Raw genomic sequence first — 18,954 nt, 5'->3', positions numbered from 1 at the left:
CAATGAATTATTGCCTCGAACAGCAGGCCTTTGGTGTCCTTTGCGGGACCGCTTATGGGCGCGAGCGGATTCGAATCAGGTCAAGTATAGCTTATAAACCTGGAACAAGGCCAGTTTTTCAACCGGCCTCGCTGCAGATTCCTTATTCAATTCAATCAGCCACAAGCTCAAAGCTTATTCGGCAGGTACAGTCACTTCGCCGCTGATGATTTTTCCTTTGTACTCGTCCACTTTGGCAAGAATCTCTTCGGATACATTGACTTTGTTGTCAGCGATGCCCACACCGTTGTCTTTCAGGCCAAGAACGGTTGTTTTGCCGCCTTGGAATGTACCGTCGATTACTTCTTGGGAGACTTTCTTAACCGCTTCGTCAACGCGTTTGATCATGGAAGTCAGCGTTACATCGTCGCCAAACTCGATCGATTGGTCTTTGTCAACGCCGATAACCCACAGTTTGGTGCCACCTGACTTATTGCGGGCTTTTGCTTCGTTAAACACGCCGTTGCCAGTCGCGCCGGCAGCCGGGAAGATGATGTCCGCGCCGTCGTTAAAGAGCGTAGCGGCTTGCTGCTTGCCTACATCGGGCTTGTCATACGCGCCCGCATACATAACGGTCAGCTTCGCGTCCGGGTTCACCGCTGCGATACCGGCTTTGAAGCCGACTTCGAAGCGCTTGATTACCGGGCTTTCCATGCCGCCGATAAATCCGATTTTGTTCGACTTGGTCGTCATTCCTGCAACCACGCCCACAAGGAACGCGCCTTCGTTCTCGGAGAACGTTACGGACTGTACGTTGTCCGCTTCAACTACACTGTCGATGATCGCCAGTTTGGCGTCAGGGTTCTCTCCGGCTACCTTCTTGATGGCGTCGCCAAGATCAAAGCCGATGCCCCAAGTCAGTCCATAGCCGTCTTTAACGAATTGGTTCAGGTTCGGTTCGTAGTCCGCATTGGATTTACTTTGCAGATACTGTACGCTGATGCCCTTTTCTTCTTTCAGAGCTTGCAGCGCTTCCCATGCCGATTGGTTAAACGACTTGTCGTTTACGCCGCCTACGTCCGTTACCATGCCGACTTTGACGTCTTTGTTGTCCGTCGATTCCGTCGGCGCCGCACTCGCTTTGGCTCCCGCGTCTCCGCTTGCATTGCCTCCGGTCGTTGTCTTGCCGCTGTTGCCGCCGTTACCGGAGTTGCCTGCATTGTTGTTGCCGCAGCCTGCCAGAATGACAGTAAACGCGAGCAGCATCACAAGAGACAGCTTAAAAACCTTTTTCATCGATTGTGATCCCCCTTAAGTAATTTGGAAGCCTTCTGTGTCTGACGGGACATTCCATTGTCTACGATTATATCCGCTATAATACCTAAAATCCAGTGCATTAATGACCCTCGGTCAATAATTTTTGGCGAATTTCAACAATAAAACGTTTTCTGCGCGGATATATTACATTAGTAAGTGAGGTCGACGTCATAAAACCTCGAAATACCTCTGATCCCAACGACCTATGGCTTATAAATATTATTGCACAGTGATACCATTTCTATTATTATAAATCGGCATAACGCCTCGAAAGGAAGCTAAAACCATGAATGAAGTCTCCCAAACGCCGGACCGTCCGGCATCCAAGTTCTGCCGGGAATCCCGGGTGTTCAAAACAGGCCGTGTCTTCCCGAACGACGTCAACAATCACAAAACGCTGTTCGGCGGCAAGCTGATGAGCGGAATTGACGAGGTGGCCTCCATCTCCGCCATGCGGCACTGCCGGGCCAACGTGGTAACTGCCTCCGCCGATTCTGTGGATTTCCTGCTCCCGATCCGGCCTACCGACTCCGTCTGCTTCGAATCCTTTGTGTCGTGGACGGGACGCACCAGCATGGAGGTGTTCGTCAAGGTCATCTCCGAGCATCTCTACACCGGAGAACGGGCAGTTGCGGCCACCTCGTTCCTGACTTTTGTCGCCGTAGGCGAAGACGGCGCGCCGACTCCCGTTCCGGCGGTAGTTCCCGAGACGGAAGAAGAACGTCTGATCAGCGAGTCGGCAGAGGAACGCGCCGAGCAGCGCAAGGACCGCCGCGCCGCCAGCCGCAAGCTGGCTTCCCGGCTCAGCACGACAAAATATTGGGAATAAGCGGATCACGCACAATACTCCTGCCGCGGCGGCCAAATCGGTCTTTGGCGGCAGAACGCATTGCTCTGTAGGCAAAGCTGTGTTGGAATATCCTTCCGGCTTCCAAGCCCTCAAAAAAGCACCGCCGTCCGGATGCCGGGAAGCGGTGCTTTTTTATATGACTGCATAAACGCGGTTTAGGCGTTGATTTTTTCTTTGGCTACGCTAGCCAGGGAGTTGAACGCATTTACGTCGTTCACTGCCAAGTCAGCCAGCATTTTACGGTTGATGTCCACGCCAGCCAGTTTCAGGCCGTGAACCATTTTGCTGTAGGAAAGTCCGTTCATGCGGGCCGCTGCGTTGATACGCACGATCCACAGCTTGCGGAAGTTCCGTTTGGTTTGACGACGGTCGCGGTAAGCGTAAACCATCGACTTCATTACTTGTTCTTTTGCTGTTTTGAAAATGCGGTGTTTGGAACCGAAGTATCCTTTTGCCAGTTTCAGTACTTTTTTATGTTTACGACGAGTCACAAATCCGCCCTTAACTCTTGCCATATCAAAAAACCTCCCAAAAAATGTGTGTTAAAACTATTTCAAGTTAGCCAGGCCCTGTTTCAAACGTCTTACATCACCAGGAGCCATTTCCGGGTTCGTGCCCAGAACACGCTTTGTGCGCTTGGACTTGTGGGACAGCAGGTGGTTTTTGTAAGCTTTGTAGCGGGTGACTTTGCCCGTTCCGGTAATTTTGAAGCGGCCTTTCAGGCTGCTGTGTGTTTTCATTTTAGGCATGGTGTTTCCTCCTTAAAAGTATAAATCGTATAGGCCCTTAACGCGGGTCCCGCTTCCCTTGACGGCTTACGAAGAAGCCTTGGGAGCCAGGATCATGATCATGCTGCGGCCTTCGAGCTTCGGCTGGCGTTCCACCACCGAAATTTCGGCCACTTCCGATTTAACGCGCTCCAGAATCTTCTGTCCGATGTTGGCGTGTGTGATTTCACGTCCGCGGAAACGGACGGAGCATTTCACTTTGTCGCCTTCATTCAGGAACTTCACGACATTGCGGAATTTCGTCTGGTAGTCATGTTCCTCGATGTTCGCGCGGAACCATACTTCCTTCACGTCCACAATCTTCTGGTTCTTGCGGGCTTCCTTATCTTTCTTCTGCTGCTCGTAGCGGAACTTGCCGTAATCCATGATGCGGCATACCGGCGGCTTCGCCTGCGGCGCCACATTAACGAGATCCAAGTTCAGATCAATCGCCATTTGAAGCGCTTCGCGGATCGGTTTAATCCCGATTTGTTCTCCTTCCGCACCAACCAACCGGACCTCTTTGGCCCGAATCTCATCATTGATCATATGTTCCTTACTGATAACTCTCCACCTCCGGATCTATTGAACGTATTGGATGTTACCTGCACCAACAAAAATCGGGATGCCGGCGAACCGACATCCCGATGCTTCAACGTTTCATGAACACGTACATTCATAAACCATTGAGATCAGACCCGCGGACACTGTGGTCCACCAGGTGAGAAGCCGGTGCTTCTTCTTGCAATCTCTATGTTTCAGACACTCAAATAATATACAACACCCGATAAAGGGATGTCAAGCATATATTCTTTTGTTTTCTATGGGCATTAACCCTGCTTGCTCTGCACTTCCTCCAGCCGCACAACCCGTGTATGCTTCGTGTGGCTCCACTGCTTGTTGTTCTGCGTGAAGAAGGCATAAACCGTGATCGGGTACCAGGAGATCATGTAAATCGGGAACAGCAGAATATAGGCGTACACCTTCTTGAACTTCACTTTCTCCAGCGCAAGGGAGAGGAAGAACGTAAAGAGATTCAGACCTACAGCCACATAGCTCAGCCAGAACGGAATGTAGCCGTAAAGGTTCGCAATGTTCGGCCCGTCAAAAAACGCCATATCCACCCACATCACGGCGGTCAGCAGAAACGTGAACAGTACAATGTATACGTTCAGGCCGTACAGCGCCAGGTCAAACTTCGGCAGGCTCCGCTCCTTGATACTTCTCCACAGCATTGGGAAAAAATATCGGCGGGCGACGGTAAAATGCCCCTGCATCCAGCGCAGACGCTGTCTCGCGGAAGCCTTGAACGTCAGCGGCTTCTCGTCGAATACTTTGGCGTCGTAGTTGAATTTCGGATAAACATTTTTCATCGCGCTGCGCATCGTGAATTCCAAGTCCTCGACAAGGCTTGTCGCTCCCCAGCCGATTTCCTTCAACAGGTTCGTCTCGAAGCACATCCCGGTTCCGCCAAGGAAGTTGGCCATGCCGAGATTGTGCCGGGAGAGCTGCCACAGGCGGTTAATATACCAGTATGAGATTCCGTAAGCAGCGGTGATCCAGGAGTCTTCCGGGTTCTTGGTGTCAATGTACCCTTGAATGACCTTGGCGCCGGAACACAAATCGTTGTTCATCTCGCGCAGGAAATTCGGATGCGCCAGATTGTCGGCATCAAACATGACGACCGCATCGTATTGGCGGGGCATGCTCCACAACTCTTTCAGCATCCATTCGATGGCGTACCCCTTGCCCCGCTGGTTGTTGTTCGTGCGGACACAGGCGTTCATGCCGTGTTCTCTGACAATACGGGCAGTCCCGTCGGTGCAGTTGTCGCAGATGACAAACACGTCATACATTTCGCGAGGATAATCCAGATGCTTCAGGTTCTCCATCAGTGCTCCAACCACTTCTTCTTCATTGTGGGCGGCCACGAGCACGGCGAACGTCTTTTGCGGAGCGAACTCGGTTTTCTTTCTCTTCCTGTACAGTCCGAACAGCGAAAATCCGAACTGGTACACCGCGATCGCCGCCAGCAGAACCTGAATCGTTACAATAATCGTGTCAGTCAGCATTTGCAGCATAATAGTGGTAAACCCCCTTTTTCCACTCTTGGTGTCCTTTCTCTTTGTCTTTTGCCGGGTTGATAAGCTTGACCCTGTATGCTCTACCCATCTCATGCACCGGACCCAAGAATTCATATTTATATTCTCAGCGGTTTATCGAATTATTATTTGTATCACGCAAGTGGGTTGCCGGCAGTCTTTATTTATCTGCGGATTGCTCAGTAACCTATAAACGTGTTCGGCCCGCTTGAATCATTGTACGTGTAAAGGGTGCGTCAAGTCAAAGTCCGCATTTTTCGTCATCAGCCGACCTTTTTGTTGAAATGCATCCCGTTAAAAAAGTATGATAAACATAGCTCTAAACACCCGGATGGCGCGGCGGTTACTTGGGAATCTTCCCGGCCGCTTCCGGTTCAGGGGACCCGTCTTCAAATTAAAGCGCCGCCGGCATCCGGGCGCTTTTGGACGGCCCTTACGCCGGCCGCCGGACCCGCGGGAGGAATCGCGATATGAGACAGTTGTTCATGAAACTACATTCTTGGGAACGCCGGCTTTTTCAATGGATCAACGGGCGCATGCACAACCGTTTCTTTAATTTCTGGCTGTATTACATGACCCATCTTGGCGGTGCAACCTTCACCATATCCGTTACGCTGCTTCTGTGGGCCTTTGCTCCCGCTCCCTGGGACAGAGCCGCCGTCCAGGCGCTGACAGCCCTTGCCGTCAGTCATCTTCCCGTGGCGCTGGCCAAGCGGCTGTACCCGCGGATGCGGCCTTATCTGGCCCTTCCGGGGACAAACACGTTCCGGAATCCGCTGAAGGATCATTCCTTTCCTTCGGGACATACGACGGCCATTTTTGCTACGGCCATGCCGTTTATGGTTGCCGTGCCGGCGCTGGCGTTCATCCTGCTTCCGCTCTGCCTCATCGTCGGACTGTCCCGGATTTACCTGGGGCTTCATTATCCGTCGGACGTGCTTGCGGGAGCAGCCATCGGCTCTACCGTCGCTTTGCTGACCACCGCTCTCTGGAGCTGAAGACGCAGGCGGACGCGCGGAACCTATCATTTGAAGAACAGGTGAATTCCATCGTGCGCAAAAAAAGAGTGCTGCTGTTGTCCGAAAGTTTTGGCGCAGGTCACACCCAGGCGGCGTACGCCCTTTCAAGCAGCCTTCGCAAGCTGTTTCCCGGCGTACGCCCCAAAGTGATGGAGTTGGGGAAATTCCTCAATCCCAAGGTTGCGCCGCTCATCATTTCCGCCTACCGCAAAACGGTGACCAACCGTCCCGAGCTGGTCGGCTATGTATACAAACATCAGAAATCGTTTAACCGCTTTACCACGCTTGCCCTGCATCGTCTATTTTATACCCATGCCAAAAATATTGTGCAGCAGCTTCGTCCGGACATCATCGTGTGCACTCATTTTCTGCCCAGCGCCGTCATCTCCCGGCTCAAACGGCTGGACCCTTCATTCCGGACGCCGCTGTGCACCGTCATTACGGATTACGATGCCCACGCTTCCTGGATCAGTCCGGAAGTTGACCGCTACCTGGTCTCTACGCCGGAAGTGAAGACCAAACTGCGCCGGCAAGGCGTCTCCGCTTCCAAAATTCAGGTAACGGGAATCCCGGTCCATCCGGATTTCTGGGAGCATCCCGGCAAGGAGGAAATCCGCCGGCGGTTTGGCCTGAAGGAGATGCCGACCGTGATGTTTATGGGCGGGGGCTGGGGGCTGATGAACGACGAATTGGTTAAACGTTATATCGCCGGCTGGCGGAACCGTGTTCAAATTTTGTACTGCCTGGGCAGCAACGACCGGCTCAGGGAAGAAATGCAGCGTGATCCGCTGTTCCGGCACCCGAACATTTCCTTGATCGGCTACACACGCGAGGTGGACAAGCTGATGGAAGTGTCGGACCTGCTTATTACGAAGCCGGGCGGCATGACCTGCAGCGAAGGATTGGCCAAAGGAATTCCGATGCTGTTCCATCAGCCTCTTCCCGGCCAGGAGGAGGAGAACTGCCGTTACTTCACGCAGGCCGGACTCGGGGAGCCGATCTCGACGCTTGAGGTCGTCGACCGCTGGATGGACCGGCTGCTGAACCGGTATGAAGAAGTCCAGCAGCTGCGGGACCTTCACCGGAGCCAAATCGCCCGGTACAATCCGCAGCAGAGCGCGCAGTGCATTATGGATCTTATCCGCTAATTTTATATTTTTCCGCTGCAGCATAAGGGGCTGTCCCGCTAGTCATCTGAAGATGACCCAAGGACAGCCCCTTATTCCTTCGTTCGCAACGGCAAGCTCTTATCCCAAGCGTTTTTCCGGCCCCCGGGTCTCTAAGCTACAGCTTGTATTTGTCCAGCCGGGATGCCTGATACCGCTGCAGCGCGGCTTCGCCGACAATGACCTCGCACCGGTGAATAGGAATGCCTTGTTTGACAAATTTCGATTCATATTCCGTCATTACGTGTTCTTCGTTAATCCCGCCAGCATGCAGGTCCAGGGAAATATTGGTCAGCTGAAGGCCAAAATCGGCAAATGCGTTCAGAGAAAACTCGAACAGCCCCCGCGAATCGGTCTTTAAATGAATTTCTCCTTCCGGACTGAGCAGCGTTCTGTACTTCTCCAAAAAACGCGGATGGGTCAGACGGCGGCGGGCATGTTTGCTTTTGGGCCACGGATCGCTGAAGTTCAGGTAAATCCGGCTGAGCTCTCCCGGAGCAAACACTTCCTCCGCATATTCGATATTGGCCAGCGCCAGCTTCAGATTCGGCGGGGTCTCCCGCTCCATCGGCGCCCAGGCGGCGCGCGCCTTCTCGCTGGCCCGGCGCAGCAGCTCGTCATACATATCGATGCCGATATAATTAATATCCGGATGCTTTACGCTCATCTGGCTGATAAATTGGCCTTTGCCCATTCCAAATTCAACATGGATCGGGTGATCATTGCCGAACAGGGCGGCCCAGTTCCCTTTATGTGCGCGCGACTCCAAGATCACCAGATCGTTCTGGGCTTCGAGACTTTCGCGAATTCCTTTTCTTCCCCGCAAACGCATTTGATTGTCCTCCGATAGTTCAATTCGTCCGCCGCTTCAGTTGAACGCAACTGCACGCCTAACGCGTCCGCGCGGAACTTACTGCAATATTGTGCCGAACTTATCGGCAAATGTAAAGGAGAAAACGCTTCTTTATAGAAAAAAAGAACCCTTGACCAAATGGCCGGGTTCTCTATGGCTGGGATAGCTGCGCCCGGACATCCGGGCATGCTCGCTTATTTCGAATCCGTATTGAAATCAAATGTCTTCTCAAAAGCATTGCGGATCTTCCGCTGTGCTTCCGTCTTGATCTTCGGATTTCCGTTGAATTCGACTCCGGTCAGCGCAAGCGCTTCGTCGGGAGTCAGCTGCACTTCAATCGATCCTTTGCCCTCGGCATACGTGGTTTGCGAACTCATTGATTCATCACCTCACGAATCATAGTATGGACCGGACGACATGGAATAATGAGAAACGGTTTGATGTAAACCGCTCAGGCCCCGCCGTTAAGCGGTTTTTACATTTAAAATATAACACATGGTGTAAGCAATTGCAATAGCGTAACCGCTTACTTTTAACCTATTTTTCCACTTTTTTTGCTTCTCTTTTTCGATGGATCTCCTAACTAGGCTATACAAGGTGGATGCTGTCATGGTAATTTTACGGCAAGCATTTATTGCTTGCTGATTGAACCGGGAAGAGTTGAGAAGAGAAAGGTGAGCTGAGATGAGCAAAGAGGTTAAATTGGATTTAAATCGCATCGTTTTTATTGGCAGGACATTCGAAGAATACATGTCCATGTTCAATCTGACAAAAGCGGACTTGACGGGGCGAACCATTTTGGATTGCCCGGCTGGAGCATGTTCGTTCACAGCATTAGCAAACCAGCTTGGCGCTGAGGTAACTGCAGCAGATATTGCGTATTTTCATGACTTTGAGGAGCTACAGAAAAAGGGCATTCAAGACTTAGACCATGCTATGAACAATATGGATCGTGTCCAAACGAATTACGTATGGGATTTTTTCAAATCTGTTGATGATTTAAAAAATCACCGTTTCCAAGCCTTAACCGATTGTTCCACTGATATGAAACAACACCCCGATCATTATATCCAGGCGGCATTGCCTTCACTGCCGTTTGAGAACAAACAATTTGATATGACATTGTCTGCGCATTTTTTGTTTATGTACTCAGACAGACTCGATTTTGATTTCCACGTAAAGACAATTCAAGAATTGCTTCGCGTTACAAGACAGGAAATTCGGATTTTCCCTTTAACTGATCTTTCAGCAGAAAGATACGGCCAATTGAATAAAATCCTCACTTTTTTACACGCACAGGGTTGTTCAACCGAGGAAATCACTGTGGGTTATGAATTTCAAAAGGGAGCAAACAGCATGCTTAAGATAACATTATAACGTAGCCGCTGTTGAGCAGCTCCGTCCTTTTCTTGCAGCAAATACAAGCCGCAAGCCAAGCCGCCTACATGGCGGCATTTTTATTTAGGGTGTGTACGCAAACTATAAATTAAGGAAATAAGGGTCAGTCAAACGATTCCGTGATGGGTTACGAAATGCTGTCAACCCTGGATCTATTGTCAGATCGATCTACAAATCCTCTCCTGTGACACACCCGCAGCGGAGCAGCGGATTACCATAGAACGCGATACGGAGGTCTTGGCGGACCCAGCGGCCGTTATTTCTGAAATTCTTGGGTTTTTGGTATGCCTGACGGACTCCAGTTCCGTTATTCGTACCGAAAACATACAAACTATGGCTTCTCCACGTAAATAGCTGCTTCTGAGTCCGCAACTTTGCCAAAACACGGAATAATCAGCAAATAGGGCCTTCTGAGTCCGTACACTTGTACCCCTACTTTCTCTGGCGGCTACAAAAGGCGGGAATCTGGGATGAAATCTGAAGCATGAATGCTTTTTTTAATAAAATGAAACATTATCGGCTTTTGGCAACCCGCTATCACAAGACAGCGAGAGAGTATGTTCAAGGTTTTTGCGTTGATTTCGATGAGGTTGCGGCGGAAATAAGTTTGCGTACAGACTCTAGTATACATCCACCATAAATTTTATCAGAGCCTATCCGGCAAAAATTGCGCCGTCCCCTTCCTTCCCGCCGTAAGCGGGATTCGGTTAACCTTTCCCCCGCTTTTTTTGATACAATAGGAATGGTGCACGGGGCTGTTCCCTCATCAGGAACGGTCGTATGCGGCCGGACTTCAAATTTTGCCTGGCTTATGAATCGTACCGGTCAATCCAACCATTTTCTATATAAGGAGCAACACATGTCTATACTAAACCCTTCTACTGCTCCCCAATTATGGGGAGATAAGCGATTTCATACCTGGAACTACGAAATGCGCAGCCAATTTGACGAAAAAGTCTTCAAAGTCATGCTGGACGCCGGGTTCACCTGTCCGAACCGCGACGGATCGATCGCCAAAGGCGGCTGCACCTTTTGCAGCGCCCGGGGATCAGGCGATTTTGCGGGACGCCGGCGCGACGACCTGGTCACCCAGTTCAACACCATCCGGGACCGGCAGCACTTGAAGTGGCCGAACGCCAAATACATCGGCTACTTCCAGGCCTATACCAACACCTACGCCCCTGTCGAGGAGCTTCGCGAATATTATGAAGTTATCCTCGAGCAGCCCGGCGTGGTTGGTTTGTCCATTGCCACCCGGCCCGACTGCCTGCCGGATGATGTCGTGGAGTATTTGGCGGAGCTGAATCAGCGCACTTATCTCTGGGTTGAGATGGGGCTGCAGACCATTCATGAGTCCACTTCGACGCTGATTAACCGGGCTCATGATACCGAATGCTATCTCGAAGCGGTCGCCAAGCTGCGGAAGCACGGCATCCGCGTCTGCACTCATATCATTCACGGGCTGCCTCAGGAGACGCATGAGATGATGCTGGAGACGGTGGCCGAGGTGGCCAAGATGGACGTGCAGGGCATCAAAATTCACCTTCTCCATTTGATGCGCAAAACGCCGATGGTCAAGCAATACGAAGCCGGCCTGCTTCGTTTCCTGGAGCAGGACGAATACGTGAAGCTTATTGCGGATTCGCTCGAGATGCTTCCGCCGGACATGATCGTGCACCGGCTGACCGGCGATGCGCCAAGAGATCTGCTGATCGGGCCCATGTGGAGCATGAAGAAGTGGGAAGTGCTGAATGCGATTGACGACGAGCTGATTACCCGCGATACTTGGCAGGGTAAGTACTGGAGGCAGGGGTAACATGGGATTTCTGTCCGTGCTGAGTTTCGCCCATAAGCTCGTGGGCGAACGGCTCGCTTCCGGCGGGTTTGCCGTTGACGCCACCGTAGGAACGGGAGCGGATACGCTGTTCCTGGCGTCCGCCGCCGGCCCCCGGGGTGCGGTGGCCGGGTTCGATATTCAGCCGGAGGCGCTGGAGCTTGCGCGGGAGCGGATGCTCCGCGCAAGCGAGACGCAAGGAGCGGCTTACGCTCCGGTATCCTGGCTGCTGCAGGGGCATGAGAACATGCTGGCGGCGCTGCCTGCCGAGTGGCGGGGCGCCGTCTCCGCGGTCATGTTCAACCTCGGCTATCTGCCGGGCGAGCGGACGGATAAGACGGTTATTACCCGAACGGATACGACGCTGGCCGCACTGGACGGGGCGCTGGCGCTGCTCCGGCCGGGCGGCATTATCACCGCCGTGCTGTATCCGGGGCATGAAGGCGGGCGTGAGGAAGCTGAGGCGGTCGAGCATTGGGCCGCCTCCCTCCCCCCGGCCGCCGGACAAAGCGTCGTCTACCGTCAGCTGCAGCGCCCCGCGGCCCCTTACCTCGTCGCCGTAGAGAAAAGAGGTTAAATCTTATTTTTTGGAGAGGAAGATGAGTGACATGACACAACCTTACCCATTGAAATTTCAGCCCGAGTTCAAAGAACGCGTCTGGGGCGGCAGAGCGCTGGAGCGCTTTGGACTAAACCTTCCGGATGGACATATCGGAGAAGGCTGGATGATCGCCGATCATGCGAACGGCACGTCCACTGTAGTTAACGGGGAGCTGGCCGGACAAGGGCTGGACAAGATTCGCGAACAATTTGGAGCAGCGTGGTTCGGAAGCAAAGGAAGCGTGGCTGGAACCGGACGGTTTCCGCTCCTGATCAAGCTGCTTGACTGCAATGACGACCTGTCGGTCCAAGTGCATCCCACCGACGATTACGAACGCCTTCCCAAAGGCGAGCTCGGCAAAACGGAAATGTGGTACGTACTGGACGCAAAGCCGGGTGCCAAAATCATTTATGGCCTGAAGGACGGGGTCACCCGCGAAAGCTTGCGGGAAGCGCTGGAAAACGGGACGGTTATGGACACATTGAGAGAAGTGCCTGTATCCCGCGGCGATGCTTTTTACATTCCTGCAGGTACAGTGCACGCCCTCTGCGCGGGTGTCGTGGTGGCCGAAATCCAGCAAAATTCCGATACTACATACCGCATATACGATTACAACCGTCCCGGACTGGACGGCAAACCGCGCGAGCTGCATATTGAAGACTCCCTGAACGTTACCGCCTATGAAGGCGCGGGAGCCACTTCGATGAAAACGGACGACGCCCGCCCAGGCGAGTGGCTTCGCATTGCTTCTTCCCCTTATTTTATTGTGGAAAAAGGCGTCGTAAGCGGCGATTGGGCGCTGTCCACCACACCGGAGAGCTTCACGATTCTCGTAATCTGCGAGGGAAGCGGACATTTGCGCTGGGATGGAGGCAGCCAGCCTTACGAAGCCGGTGAATGCTACCTGCTGCCCGCTCCGCTGGGGGCTTATACAATTGAAGGCCAGTCCACTGTGCTTCGTTCCTATCTTCCGTAAAAATACGGGCAAGGAGCTGACGATATGCGTGAATACAGCCTAACGGTTACGGACCCGACGGGGATGGTTCTGAAGGTCTGGCAGTGGCTGCCGGAACCGGATACGCCTGTCCGTGCAATTGTCCAGATATCGCACGGCATGTGTGAAACGGCCGCGCGGTATTCCCGCTTCGCCGAGGCGCTCACCGCCAGCGGCTACGCCGTGTACGCGGGTGATCACCGCGGCCACGGCCGGACGGCGGGACGGGTGGACCTGCTCGGCGATGCAGGGAAAGACGGCTTCTATTGGATGCGCCGCAATCTGGAACAGATTGCAGGCGCCGCACGGAGCCGCCATGAAGGCGTCCCCTGTTTTTTGTTCGCTCACAGCATGGGTTCGTTTCTCGCCCAAAGGCTGATGTGCGAGGAGCATCACGGCGTATACGCGGGTTTTATTTTAAGCGGGACGAACGGTCCGCGCGGTCTTCTGCACATAGGGGAATCGCTCGCATCGGTACAGCTGCGCCTGCGCGGGCCGCTGCACCGCAGCGTGCTGCTGAACACCATCGTGTTCGGGCCGTATAACCGGGGGTTCACGCCTCTTCGTACAACCTTTGACTGGCTGAGCAGCGATCCTGAGGAAGTGGACCGCTTTATAGCGGACCCGTTCTGCGGAGCGATTTGTACCACACGGTTTTTCCGGGACTTTTTCCGGCTGCTGCTGTCGCTGCATACGCCCTCGACACTGTCAGGTCTGGTTAAAGACAAGCCGGTTTATCTGATGTCGGGTGATCAGGACCCCGTCGGGATGAAGGGGCAGGGAGTCCGCAAGCTGGCGGCCCTGTACCGGAAGCTGGGCGTGCAGGATTTGGAGCTGCGGCTGTACAGCGGCGGACGCCATGAAATGCTGAACGAGGTCAACCGGGATGAGGTGACCGTGGACGTGCTGGATTGGCTGGCCCGGCATGCGCCGGCGGCAGAAGCTGGGGTTCTACTGCCGCTGCTGGCTGAAGCACCGGCAGTGGAGCAGCGGGTGTCCGAGCCGCAGACGGCTGTGGCGGCTTTGGATGAGGCGCAGCAGGTAGCTGGGCAGCCGATGGCTGAGCCGGCGGCAGCTGAGACAACGGCGGCCGGGATGCCGGAAGCCGATGCTGAGGTGGCCGAAGTGCAGAATGCTGTAGAGCCGATATCCGAAGCACACATGGCCGATACCCAAGCGACAGCGCCAGCAGCCTTTATCTCCCAGGATACCGAACCGCTATCCGGGCCGGGGGACCCGCAGGCCGGAGGCTTGGATAATCCGCAAACCGGAGGATCTGAGAATCCGCAGGCCGGAGGGTCCGGGACAGCCTGACTCCAAGTGACGGTAATTCAGCCGGGGCTTCAGACACGAAATAAAAGAGGCTTCTATCCGGGTTACTCCGGCAGCGCCTGAATTCGCGCATACACAAAAGGCTTTTCCGATCCGCCTTCGGCGGTATCCGGAAAAGCCTTTTTTTCAGTCCCTTATGTGTCCGGCCGGTCAACGGCCCAAATCATATTCCATAATCCACTGCGGACCGTGAACGCCGATACGCCGGCGTCCCCCGTCTCTAAAACCGATCTTCGTATAAAGCCTTTGAGCGGCCGTATTGTTCTCATTGACCGCCAGCACAAGCCGGGCCGCAGCAGAATATCGCTCCCTGACAAAACCCGGCAGCAGACGCATTGCAGCCCCCGCAATTCCCCTGCCTTGCCAGGCATAGTCAACCGACAATGCCCTGATTAATACGGAGGCGGAATCTGCACCATACTCCTCCAAGGCTTTCCCTGTATGAAGCACAAAAAATCCGGCAGCCTCACCGTCCGCTAAAATCACCATAGGCAACCTGTCCGGGTCCGTCAGCGCCAGCTCCAGCGCCTGGGCTGGCAGAGCCGTGAAGTCCTGTTGCTCTGGCGGCAGATAAAAATCCAGCAATCTCTGCTTATACCGGTCTTCGTATTCGAGCAGCTTCAATGCTTCCATCCAACCGTTCCCCTCTCAAGTTTAGACGATCCCTAGCGGCAGGCCGACGAACCGGGGCCGCTGCGTCTCATCCTGCTGGTACATCACGATCAGCAGTGTACCCTCTTCTTCCGATTCCGCTGCCAGGGAACCGCCGCCTGTGAGAGCGGCAAAAACCGCGGGTGCGCTTCCCGCCTGCCCTAGACCGGCTGCCTCCGTCTCCAAGCGCGGCGCAGTCTCCGCTTCTCCTGGCGCTGCAGCCGCGGGGCCATCCAGCGCCAGGGCGCCGCCTGTAGAGGCCAAACCTGCGGCCTCCACCTTTACACCGCCAGCCGCCAGGACAGCCGCCCCCGCACTGCCAGGCACCGTTCCTGTGCTGGCACCAACTGCACCAGCGCTGACGCCGTCTGTACCGGCGCTGGCAACGTCTCTACCAGCGCTGGCAGCGTCCGCCGCTGCACCGCCAACGGCCAGCCCGCCGTCCGCTGCCTCATCCGCCCGCAGCCCGGAAATGCTGCGCAGCACCGGTGCAAGCGCAAACGGCAGCGGCTCGGCCACGGCGAACTTGTGCAGCTCCCGCTCAGACACCGCCGCGCGGTCCGCTCCAGCGGCCAGCCGGCCGGCAGCGCCATCGGTGCAGGCCGCACCGAGCAGCTCCCGATGCGCAGCGGCAGCGCGCATATACCGGGCGACGTCGGCCTTGTCCGCGGTTGGTTCCCACCAAATTTTGCGCGGCTTGTACTTATGGGCCAAGAAATAATCCAGCTTCATCAGACCCAGCACGATCTCCATTCCCGGAGTATTCCGTCCGGTCAGAAAATCCCGCAGCCGGATAAAAAGATCCTCCAGCTGATGCCCGATTTTTTGCCAGCCCCGCTCCTCCCAATAATCCCCGAACTCCTGAAAAAAGTCGAAGGGGGACTCGAACACATGCCGGATCAGATATTTCATCGTATGGTCCATCCGGTGGCTGTTCCAGTATTTTTCCAGCACATCCTCCAGCCGTTTCAGCTGTACGATATCGCCGTAGGAGAGCACATGGCTGCTCAAAATTTCATAAGGCGCATGGTCCATATACACATAATCGTATTTCGCCGCCTGGGCTCTCAGCCCGGTGCCGCGCAGCATTTTGAGGAAACCGAGCTGCAGTTCTTCCGGCTCCATCACAAACACATCGTTAAATGTCTTGCGGAAGGTCGCGTAATCTTCCTCCGGCAGCCCCGCAATCAGATCCAGATGCTGGTCGATCCGGCCGCTGCGCTTGATCGTCATCACCGTCCGCGACAGCTTGGCGAAATTTTGCCGCCGTTTGACAAGCTCATTGGTTACGTCATTGGTGGACTGCACGCCGATCTCGAACCGGAAAATGCCCGGCGGCGCATTCTCCGCCAGAAACTCCAGCACCTCGGGCCGCATAATGTCAGCCGTAATTTCGAACTGGAACACGCAGCCGCCATGGTTGTCGATCAGAAAACGGAACATTTCCATCGCATAATTGCGGTTGATGTTGAAAGTGCGGTCGAGAAACTTGATGACCTTTGCGCCGTTTTGAATCAAATACAAAAGATCCGACTTCACCCGCTCGATATCATAATACCGGACGCCGACCTCGATACTCGACAGACAGAACTGGCAGTTAAACGGACAACCTCGGCTTGTCTCAAAATAGACGATTCGCTTTGGAAGATCCGGCAGATCCTCCGGAAAACGGTGAGGCGTCGGCAGCGTATTGAGATCGCTTTTGGGACGCGGCGGGTTGACGACAATTTCGTCTCCTTTACGGTAAGCCGCACCAAATACATAATGGTACCTGCCCTCGTCCCGGATCTCCTGCAGCAGATGATGGAACGTCTCTTCCCCGTCCCCGTTCACGACAAAATCAATCCCGGGCTCCCGTCCCATCCAATAAGCGGGCTCATACGATACTTCGGGACCGCCTAATATGATTTTTACCTCAGGCATGATTTTTTTCAGGATGCCGATCAGCTTGACCGTCTCTTCGATATTCCAGATGTAGCAAGAGAAGCCGATCACATCCGGACGTTTCTGGAACAGATCGGACGCCATGTTCATCACAGGGTCCTTTATGGTGTACTCCGCCAGGCGGATGTCGAATTCATGACCGCTGTACGCTTTAAGCAGGCGGATCGCCAGCGAAGTGTGGATGTACTTGGCATTTAATGCCGCCAGGATGACTTTCATGCTTCACGACCTTCTTTTTTATTCGAATGAGGGAGCGTTCTCGTTCTGAAAAAACTCCAGAAACGGCTGCCCGTACTTGCGGTATTTAACCTCGCCGACCCCTTTGATCTTCATCATGTCCGATTCGGTCTGCGGGCAGACCACGCTCATCTCCCGCAGCGTTGCATCGTTAAAAATAATATACGACGGCACATGCTCGCGCCCCGCCAGCTCCCGCCGGATCAGCCGCAGCTGTTCGAACACCGTCTCGTTGACGGCCGACGGCGAGAGATCCAGGCGGCCTTGCCCTCTGCGTCCCCTGCTGCTGTCCCCAGCCCGGGACGGCTTCGGCACGCGCTGGAACACCTCCTGCCGCCCGCGCAGCACCTCGGCGGCGGGAGCCTGAAGCCGCACAACGGGATACTGGCCTTCGGACAAGGCCAGGTATCCTTCCGAGACAAGCACGTTGATCGTCTCGGCAATTTCTTTTTCGGTCCGGCCGGACATCGCACCATGGGTCGGCAGCTTGTCGAAGCCGTACTGCAGCACCTTCTGGCTGCGCGAGCCCTTCAGCACGGACGCAACCAGCGCCACGCCATAACGTTCACGCATCCGGTGGATGCAGCTGAAGATTTTTTGGGCGTCAATCGTGATGTCCACAAGCTCCCGCTCGTCCGTGCAGGAGCTGCAGATACCGCAGGGCTGCCCGTTATGCTGCTCGCCAAAGTAGTCGAGCATGGCGCTCCGCAGGCAGCGTGTCGTATAACAGTAGTCCACCATCTGCTGCAGCTTCCGGTATTCGTTGGCTTTACGGTCGCCGTCCTGCGGATTTTGCTCAATCAGGAACTTTTGCGTCATGATGTCCTGGGCGCTGAACAGCAAAATGCACTGGCTGGGTTCCCCGTCCCGGCCGGCGCGGCCTGCCTCCTGAACATATGCCTCCATGTTCTTCGGCATATTGTAGTGGATCACATAACGCACGTTCGACTTATCGATCCCCATGCCAAAAGCGTTGGTCGCCACAATAACCCGGATATCGTCATACAAAAAAGCCTCCTGGCTCTCCGCCCGCTCCTCGTCGGTCATCCCGGCGTGATACCGCCCGGCCGCTATACCGGCGTTTCTCAGCCGCTGGTACAGATCGTCGACCTCCTTGCGGGTGGCCGCGTAGATGATCCCCGGCTCCGCCTCATGTCCGGCCGTGTACTCCAGCACGTACTCGCGTTTGTTTTCGCCCCGCAGCACCGACATCGCCAGGTTGTCCCGGGCGAGCCCCGTCATGTAAATGCCAGGTTCACGCAGCCGGAGCAGCCGGACGATATCGTCCATGACTTCAGGCGTGGCCGTTGCCGTAAAGGCGGCCAGAATCGGCCGCTCCGGCAGACTCTCGACGAACGGAGCCACCGACAGATAACTTGTGCGGAAGTCGTGTCCCCACTGCGAAACGCAGTGGGCTTCGTCCACGGCGACGCAGGCAAGCGGAAGCTCCGCCATCTCCTGGCGGAACCAGTCCAGCTCCAGGCGCTCGGGGGCGACATAAAGCAGCTTCAGCCCGCCGGAGCGGGCGGCGCGGATGCGCTCGTTTACTTCTTTGCCGGACAGCGTGCTGTTTATATAAGCCGCAGGGATGCCTGCGGCGGTCAAAGCGTCCACCTGATCCTTCATCAGGGAGATCAACGGCGAAATTACAAGCGTAATGCCCGGGTGCAGCAGCGCCGGCACCTGATAGCAGATCGATTTGCCCCCGCCGGTGGGCATGATGCCGAGCGTATCCCGCCCTTCCAGCAGATTGGCGACGATGGGGGTTTGGCCCGCGCGAAAGTCAGGGTAACCGAAATACTTCTGCAGTTCGCCCCGCGCTTCTTCCAGCGTCTTGATACTCGTCTTCATCGCTTTTTATCTCCTCAAACTCTAGTGTCTTCTTAGTTTACCGGGACGGGCGGATTTGG

General features: G+C 54.8%; 17 protein-coding genes and 1 pseudogene. 8 read left to right on the top strand and 10 right to left on the bottom strand.

The features are described from left to right. Positions 1–174: 174 nt before the first annotated feature. The gene (locus tag ACE6ED_RS13040; protein WP_410827602.1) at positions 175–1,275 is read right to left on the bottom strand and encodes a BMP family lipoprotein; all 1,101 of its coding nucleotides are present in this window, start codon (positions 1,273–1,275) and stop codon (positions 175–177) included. A 307-nt stretch (positions 1,276–1,582) separates the two neighbouring features. On the opposite strand from ACE6ED_RS13040, the gene ACE6ED_RS13035 reads away from it, so the two are divergent. Continuing rightward, positions 1,583–2,125 (top strand): acyl-CoA thioesterase, encoded by a 543-nt coding sequence (locus ACE6ED_RS13035; RefSeq protein WP_410827601.1) that lies wholly within the window; start codon positions 1,583–1,585, stop codon positions 2,123–2,125. Positions 2,126–2,301: 176 nt separating this feature from the next. Here the strand turns inward: ACE6ED_RS13035 and rplT are convergent, their stop codons facing one another. From rplT to ACE6ED_RS13015, 4 genes are all read right to left on the bottom strand, one after another. After that, on the bottom strand, positions 2,302–2,661 hold the full coding sequence (gene rplT / locus ACE6ED_RS13030; protein ID WP_410827600.1) for a 50S ribosomal protein L20: 360 nt from the start codon (positions 2,659–2,661) through the stop codon (positions 2,302–2,304). A gap of 33 nt (positions 2,662–2,694) precedes the next feature. Continuing rightward, positions 2,695–2,895 carry a 50S ribosomal protein L35 gene (gene rpmI / locus ACE6ED_RS13025; RefSeq protein WP_410827599.1) on the bottom strand — a complete coding sequence of 67 codons (201 nt, stop codon included), beginning with the start codon at positions 2,893–2,895 and terminating at the stop codon, positions 2,695–2,697. A gap of 66 nt (positions 2,896–2,961) precedes the next feature. Further along, positions 2,962–3,462 carry a translation initiation factor IF-3 gene (gene infC, locus ACE6ED_RS13020; RefSeq protein ID WP_410827598.1) on the bottom strand — a complete coding sequence of 167 codons (501 nt, stop codon included), beginning with the start codon at positions 3,460–3,462 and terminating at the stop codon, positions 2,962–2,964. Positions 3,463–3,743: 281 nt separating this feature from the next. Next, a complete protein-coding gene (locus ACE6ED_RS13015; protein ID WP_410827709.1) occupies positions 3,744–4,982 on the bottom strand; it encodes a glycosyltransferase family 2 protein in 1,239 nt (412 codons plus the stop codon). A gap of 503 nt (positions 4,983–5,485) precedes the next feature. Between ACE6ED_RS13015 and ACE6ED_RS13010 the strand changes: the two genes are divergently transcribed. After that, entirely contained in the window at positions 5,486–6,013 is a 528-nt protein-coding gene (locus tag ACE6ED_RS13010; protein WP_410827597.1) for a phosphatase PAP2 family protein, read from the top strand. 53 nt (positions 6,014–6,066) lie between these two features. Further along, on the top strand, positions 6,067–7,182 hold the full coding sequence (locus ACE6ED_RS13005; protein ID WP_410827596.1) for an MGDG synthase family glycosyltransferase: 1,116 nt from the start codon (positions 6,067–6,069) through the stop codon (positions 7,180–7,182). A 136-nt stretch (positions 7,183–7,318) separates the two neighbouring features. Here the strand turns inward: ACE6ED_RS13005 and trmB are convergent, their stop codons facing one another. After that, positions 7,319–8,032 carry a tRNA (guanosine(46)-N7)-methyltransferase TrmB gene (gene trmB / locus ACE6ED_RS13000; RefSeq protein WP_410827595.1) on the bottom strand — a complete coding sequence of 238 codons (714 nt, stop codon included), beginning with the start codon at positions 8,030–8,032 and terminating at the stop codon, positions 7,319–7,321. Between the two features lie 215 nt (positions 8,033–8,247). Next, entirely contained in the window at positions 8,248–8,430 is a 183-nt protein-coding gene (locus ACE6ED_RS12995; protein ID WP_410827594.1) for a hypothetical protein, read from the bottom strand. 307 nt (positions 8,431–8,737) lie between these two features. On the opposite strand from ACE6ED_RS12995, the gene ACE6ED_RS12990 reads away from it, so the two are divergent. From ACE6ED_RS12990 to ACE6ED_RS12970, 5 genes are all read left to right on the top strand, one after another. Beyond that, positions 8,738–9,430: a class I SAM-dependent methyltransferase gene (locus tag ACE6ED_RS12990; protein ID WP_410827593.1), complete on the top strand. Its 693-nt coding sequence runs from the start codon at positions 8,738–8,740 to the stop codon at positions 9,428–9,430. An 880-nt stretch (positions 9,431–10,310) separates the two neighbouring features. Further along, entirely contained in the window at positions 10,311–11,267 is a 957-nt protein-coding gene (locus tag ACE6ED_RS12985; RefSeq protein ID WP_410827592.1) for a TIGR01212 family radical SAM protein, read from the top strand. Position 11,268: 1 nt separating this feature from the next. After that, a complete protein-coding gene (locus ACE6ED_RS12980) occupies positions 11,269–11,862 on the top strand; it encodes a tRNA (mnm(5)s(2)U34)-methyltransferase (protein ID WP_410827591.1) in 594 nt (197 codons plus the stop codon). A gap of 31 nt (positions 11,863–11,893) precedes the next feature. After that, positions 11,894–12,862 carry a type I phosphomannose isomerase catalytic subunit gene (locus ACE6ED_RS12975; RefSeq protein WP_410827590.1) on the top strand — a complete coding sequence of 323 codons (969 nt, stop codon included), beginning with the start codon at positions 11,894–11,896 and terminating at the stop codon, positions 12,860–12,862. Positions 12,863–12,886: 24 nt separating this feature from the next. Next, the gene (locus ACE6ED_RS12970; protein ID WP_410827589.1) at positions 12,887–14,194 is read left to right on the top strand and encodes an alpha/beta fold hydrolase; all 1,308 of its coding nucleotides are present in this window, start codon (positions 12,887–12,889) and stop codon (positions 14,192–14,194) included. A 168-nt stretch (positions 14,195–14,362) separates the two neighbouring features. Here the strand turns inward: ACE6ED_RS12970 and ACE6ED_RS12965 are convergent, their stop codons facing one another. From ACE6ED_RS12965 to recQ, 3 genes and pseudogenes are all read right to left on the bottom strand, one after another. After that, entirely contained in the window at positions 14,363–14,845 is a 483-nt protein-coding gene (locus tag ACE6ED_RS12965; protein WP_410827588.1) for a GNAT family N-acetyltransferase, read from the bottom strand. 507 nt (positions 14,846–15,352) lie between these two features. After that, a pseudogene (locus ACE6ED_RS12960) lies at positions 15,353–17,026 on the bottom strand (B12-binding domain-containing radical SAM protein); the annotation flags it as partial. An 18-nt stretch (positions 17,027–17,044) separates the two neighbouring features. Beyond that, positions 17,045–18,895 (bottom strand): DNA helicase RecQ, encoded by a 1,851-nt coding sequence (gene recQ / locus ACE6ED_RS12955; RefSeq protein WP_410827587.1) that lies wholly within the window; start codon positions 18,893–18,895, stop codon positions 17,045–17,047. Positions 18,896–18,954: the final 59 nt, after the last annotated feature.

This window comes from Paenibacillus nanchangensis (assembly GCF_046543445.1).
In the GTDB taxonomy this organism is placed as follows: domain Bacteria; phylum Bacillota; class Bacilli; order Paenibacillales; family Paenibacillaceae; genus Paenibacillus_AQ; species Paenibacillus_AQ nanchangensis.
Note: the sequence above shows the minus strand (reverse complement) of the source record. Positions and strands in the feature narration are given on the sequence as shown.

Excerpts from the sequence above, each read along its gene's own strand:
- ACE6ED_RS12985 (WP_410827592.1), top strand. The coding sequence starts at position 10,311 with ATGTCTATACTAAACCCTTCTACTGCTCCCCAATTATGGGGAGATAAG.
- rpmI (WP_410827599.1), bottom strand. The coding sequence starts at position 2,895 with ATGCCTAAAATGAAAACACACAGCAGCCTGAAAGGCCGCTTCAAAATT.
- ACE6ED_RS12965 (WP_410827588.1), bottom strand. The coding sequence starts at position 14,845 with ATGGAAGCATTGAAGCTGCTCGAATACGAAGACCGGTATAAGCAGAGA.
- ACE6ED_RS12980 (WP_410827591.1), top strand. The coding sequence starts at position 11,269 with ATGGGATTTCTGTCCGTGCTGAGTTTCGCCCATAAGCTCGTGGGCGAA.
- infC (WP_410827598.1), bottom strand. The coding sequence starts at position 3,462 with ATGATCAATGATGAGATTCGGGCCAAAGAGGTCCGGTTGGTTGGTGCG.
- ACE6ED_RS13010 (WP_410827597.1), top strand. The coding sequence starts at position 5,486 with ATGAGACAGTTGTTCATGAAACTACATTCTTGGGAACGCCGGCTTTTT.
- ACE6ED_RS12990 (WP_410827593.1), top strand. The coding sequence starts at position 8,738 with ATGAGCAAAGAGGTTAAATTGGATTTAAATCGCATCGTTTTTATTGGC.
- recQ (WP_410827587.1), bottom strand. The coding sequence starts at position 18,895 with ATGAAGACGAGTATCAAGACGCTGGAAGAAGCGCGGGGCGAACTGCAG.
- rplT (WP_410827600.1), bottom strand. The coding sequence starts at position 2,661 with ATGGCAAGAGTTAAGGGCGGATTTGTGACTCGTCGTAAACATAAAAAA.
- ACE6ED_RS12975 (WP_410827590.1), top strand. The coding sequence starts at position 11,894 with ATGACACAACCTTACCCATTGAAATTTCAGCCCGAGTTCAAAGAACGC.
- ACE6ED_RS12995 (WP_410827594.1), bottom strand. The coding sequence starts at position 8,430 with ATGAGTTCGCAAACCACGTATGCCGAGGGCAAAGGATCGATTGAAGTG.
- ACE6ED_RS12970 (WP_410827589.1), top strand. The coding sequence starts at position 12,887 with ATGCGTGAATACAGCCTAACGGTTACGGACCCGACGGGGATGGTTCTG.
- trmB (WP_410827595.1), bottom strand. The coding sequence starts at position 8,032 with ATGCGTTTGCGGGGAAGAAAAGGAATTCGCGAAAGTCTCGAAGCCCAG.
- ACE6ED_RS13035 (WP_410827601.1), top strand. The coding sequence starts at position 1,583 with ATGAATGAAGTCTCCCAAACGCCGGACCGTCCGGCATCCAAGTTCTGC.
- ACE6ED_RS13040 (WP_410827602.1), bottom strand. The coding sequence starts at position 1,275 with ATGAAAAAGGTTTTTAAGCTGTCTCTTGTGATGCTGCTCGCGTTTACT.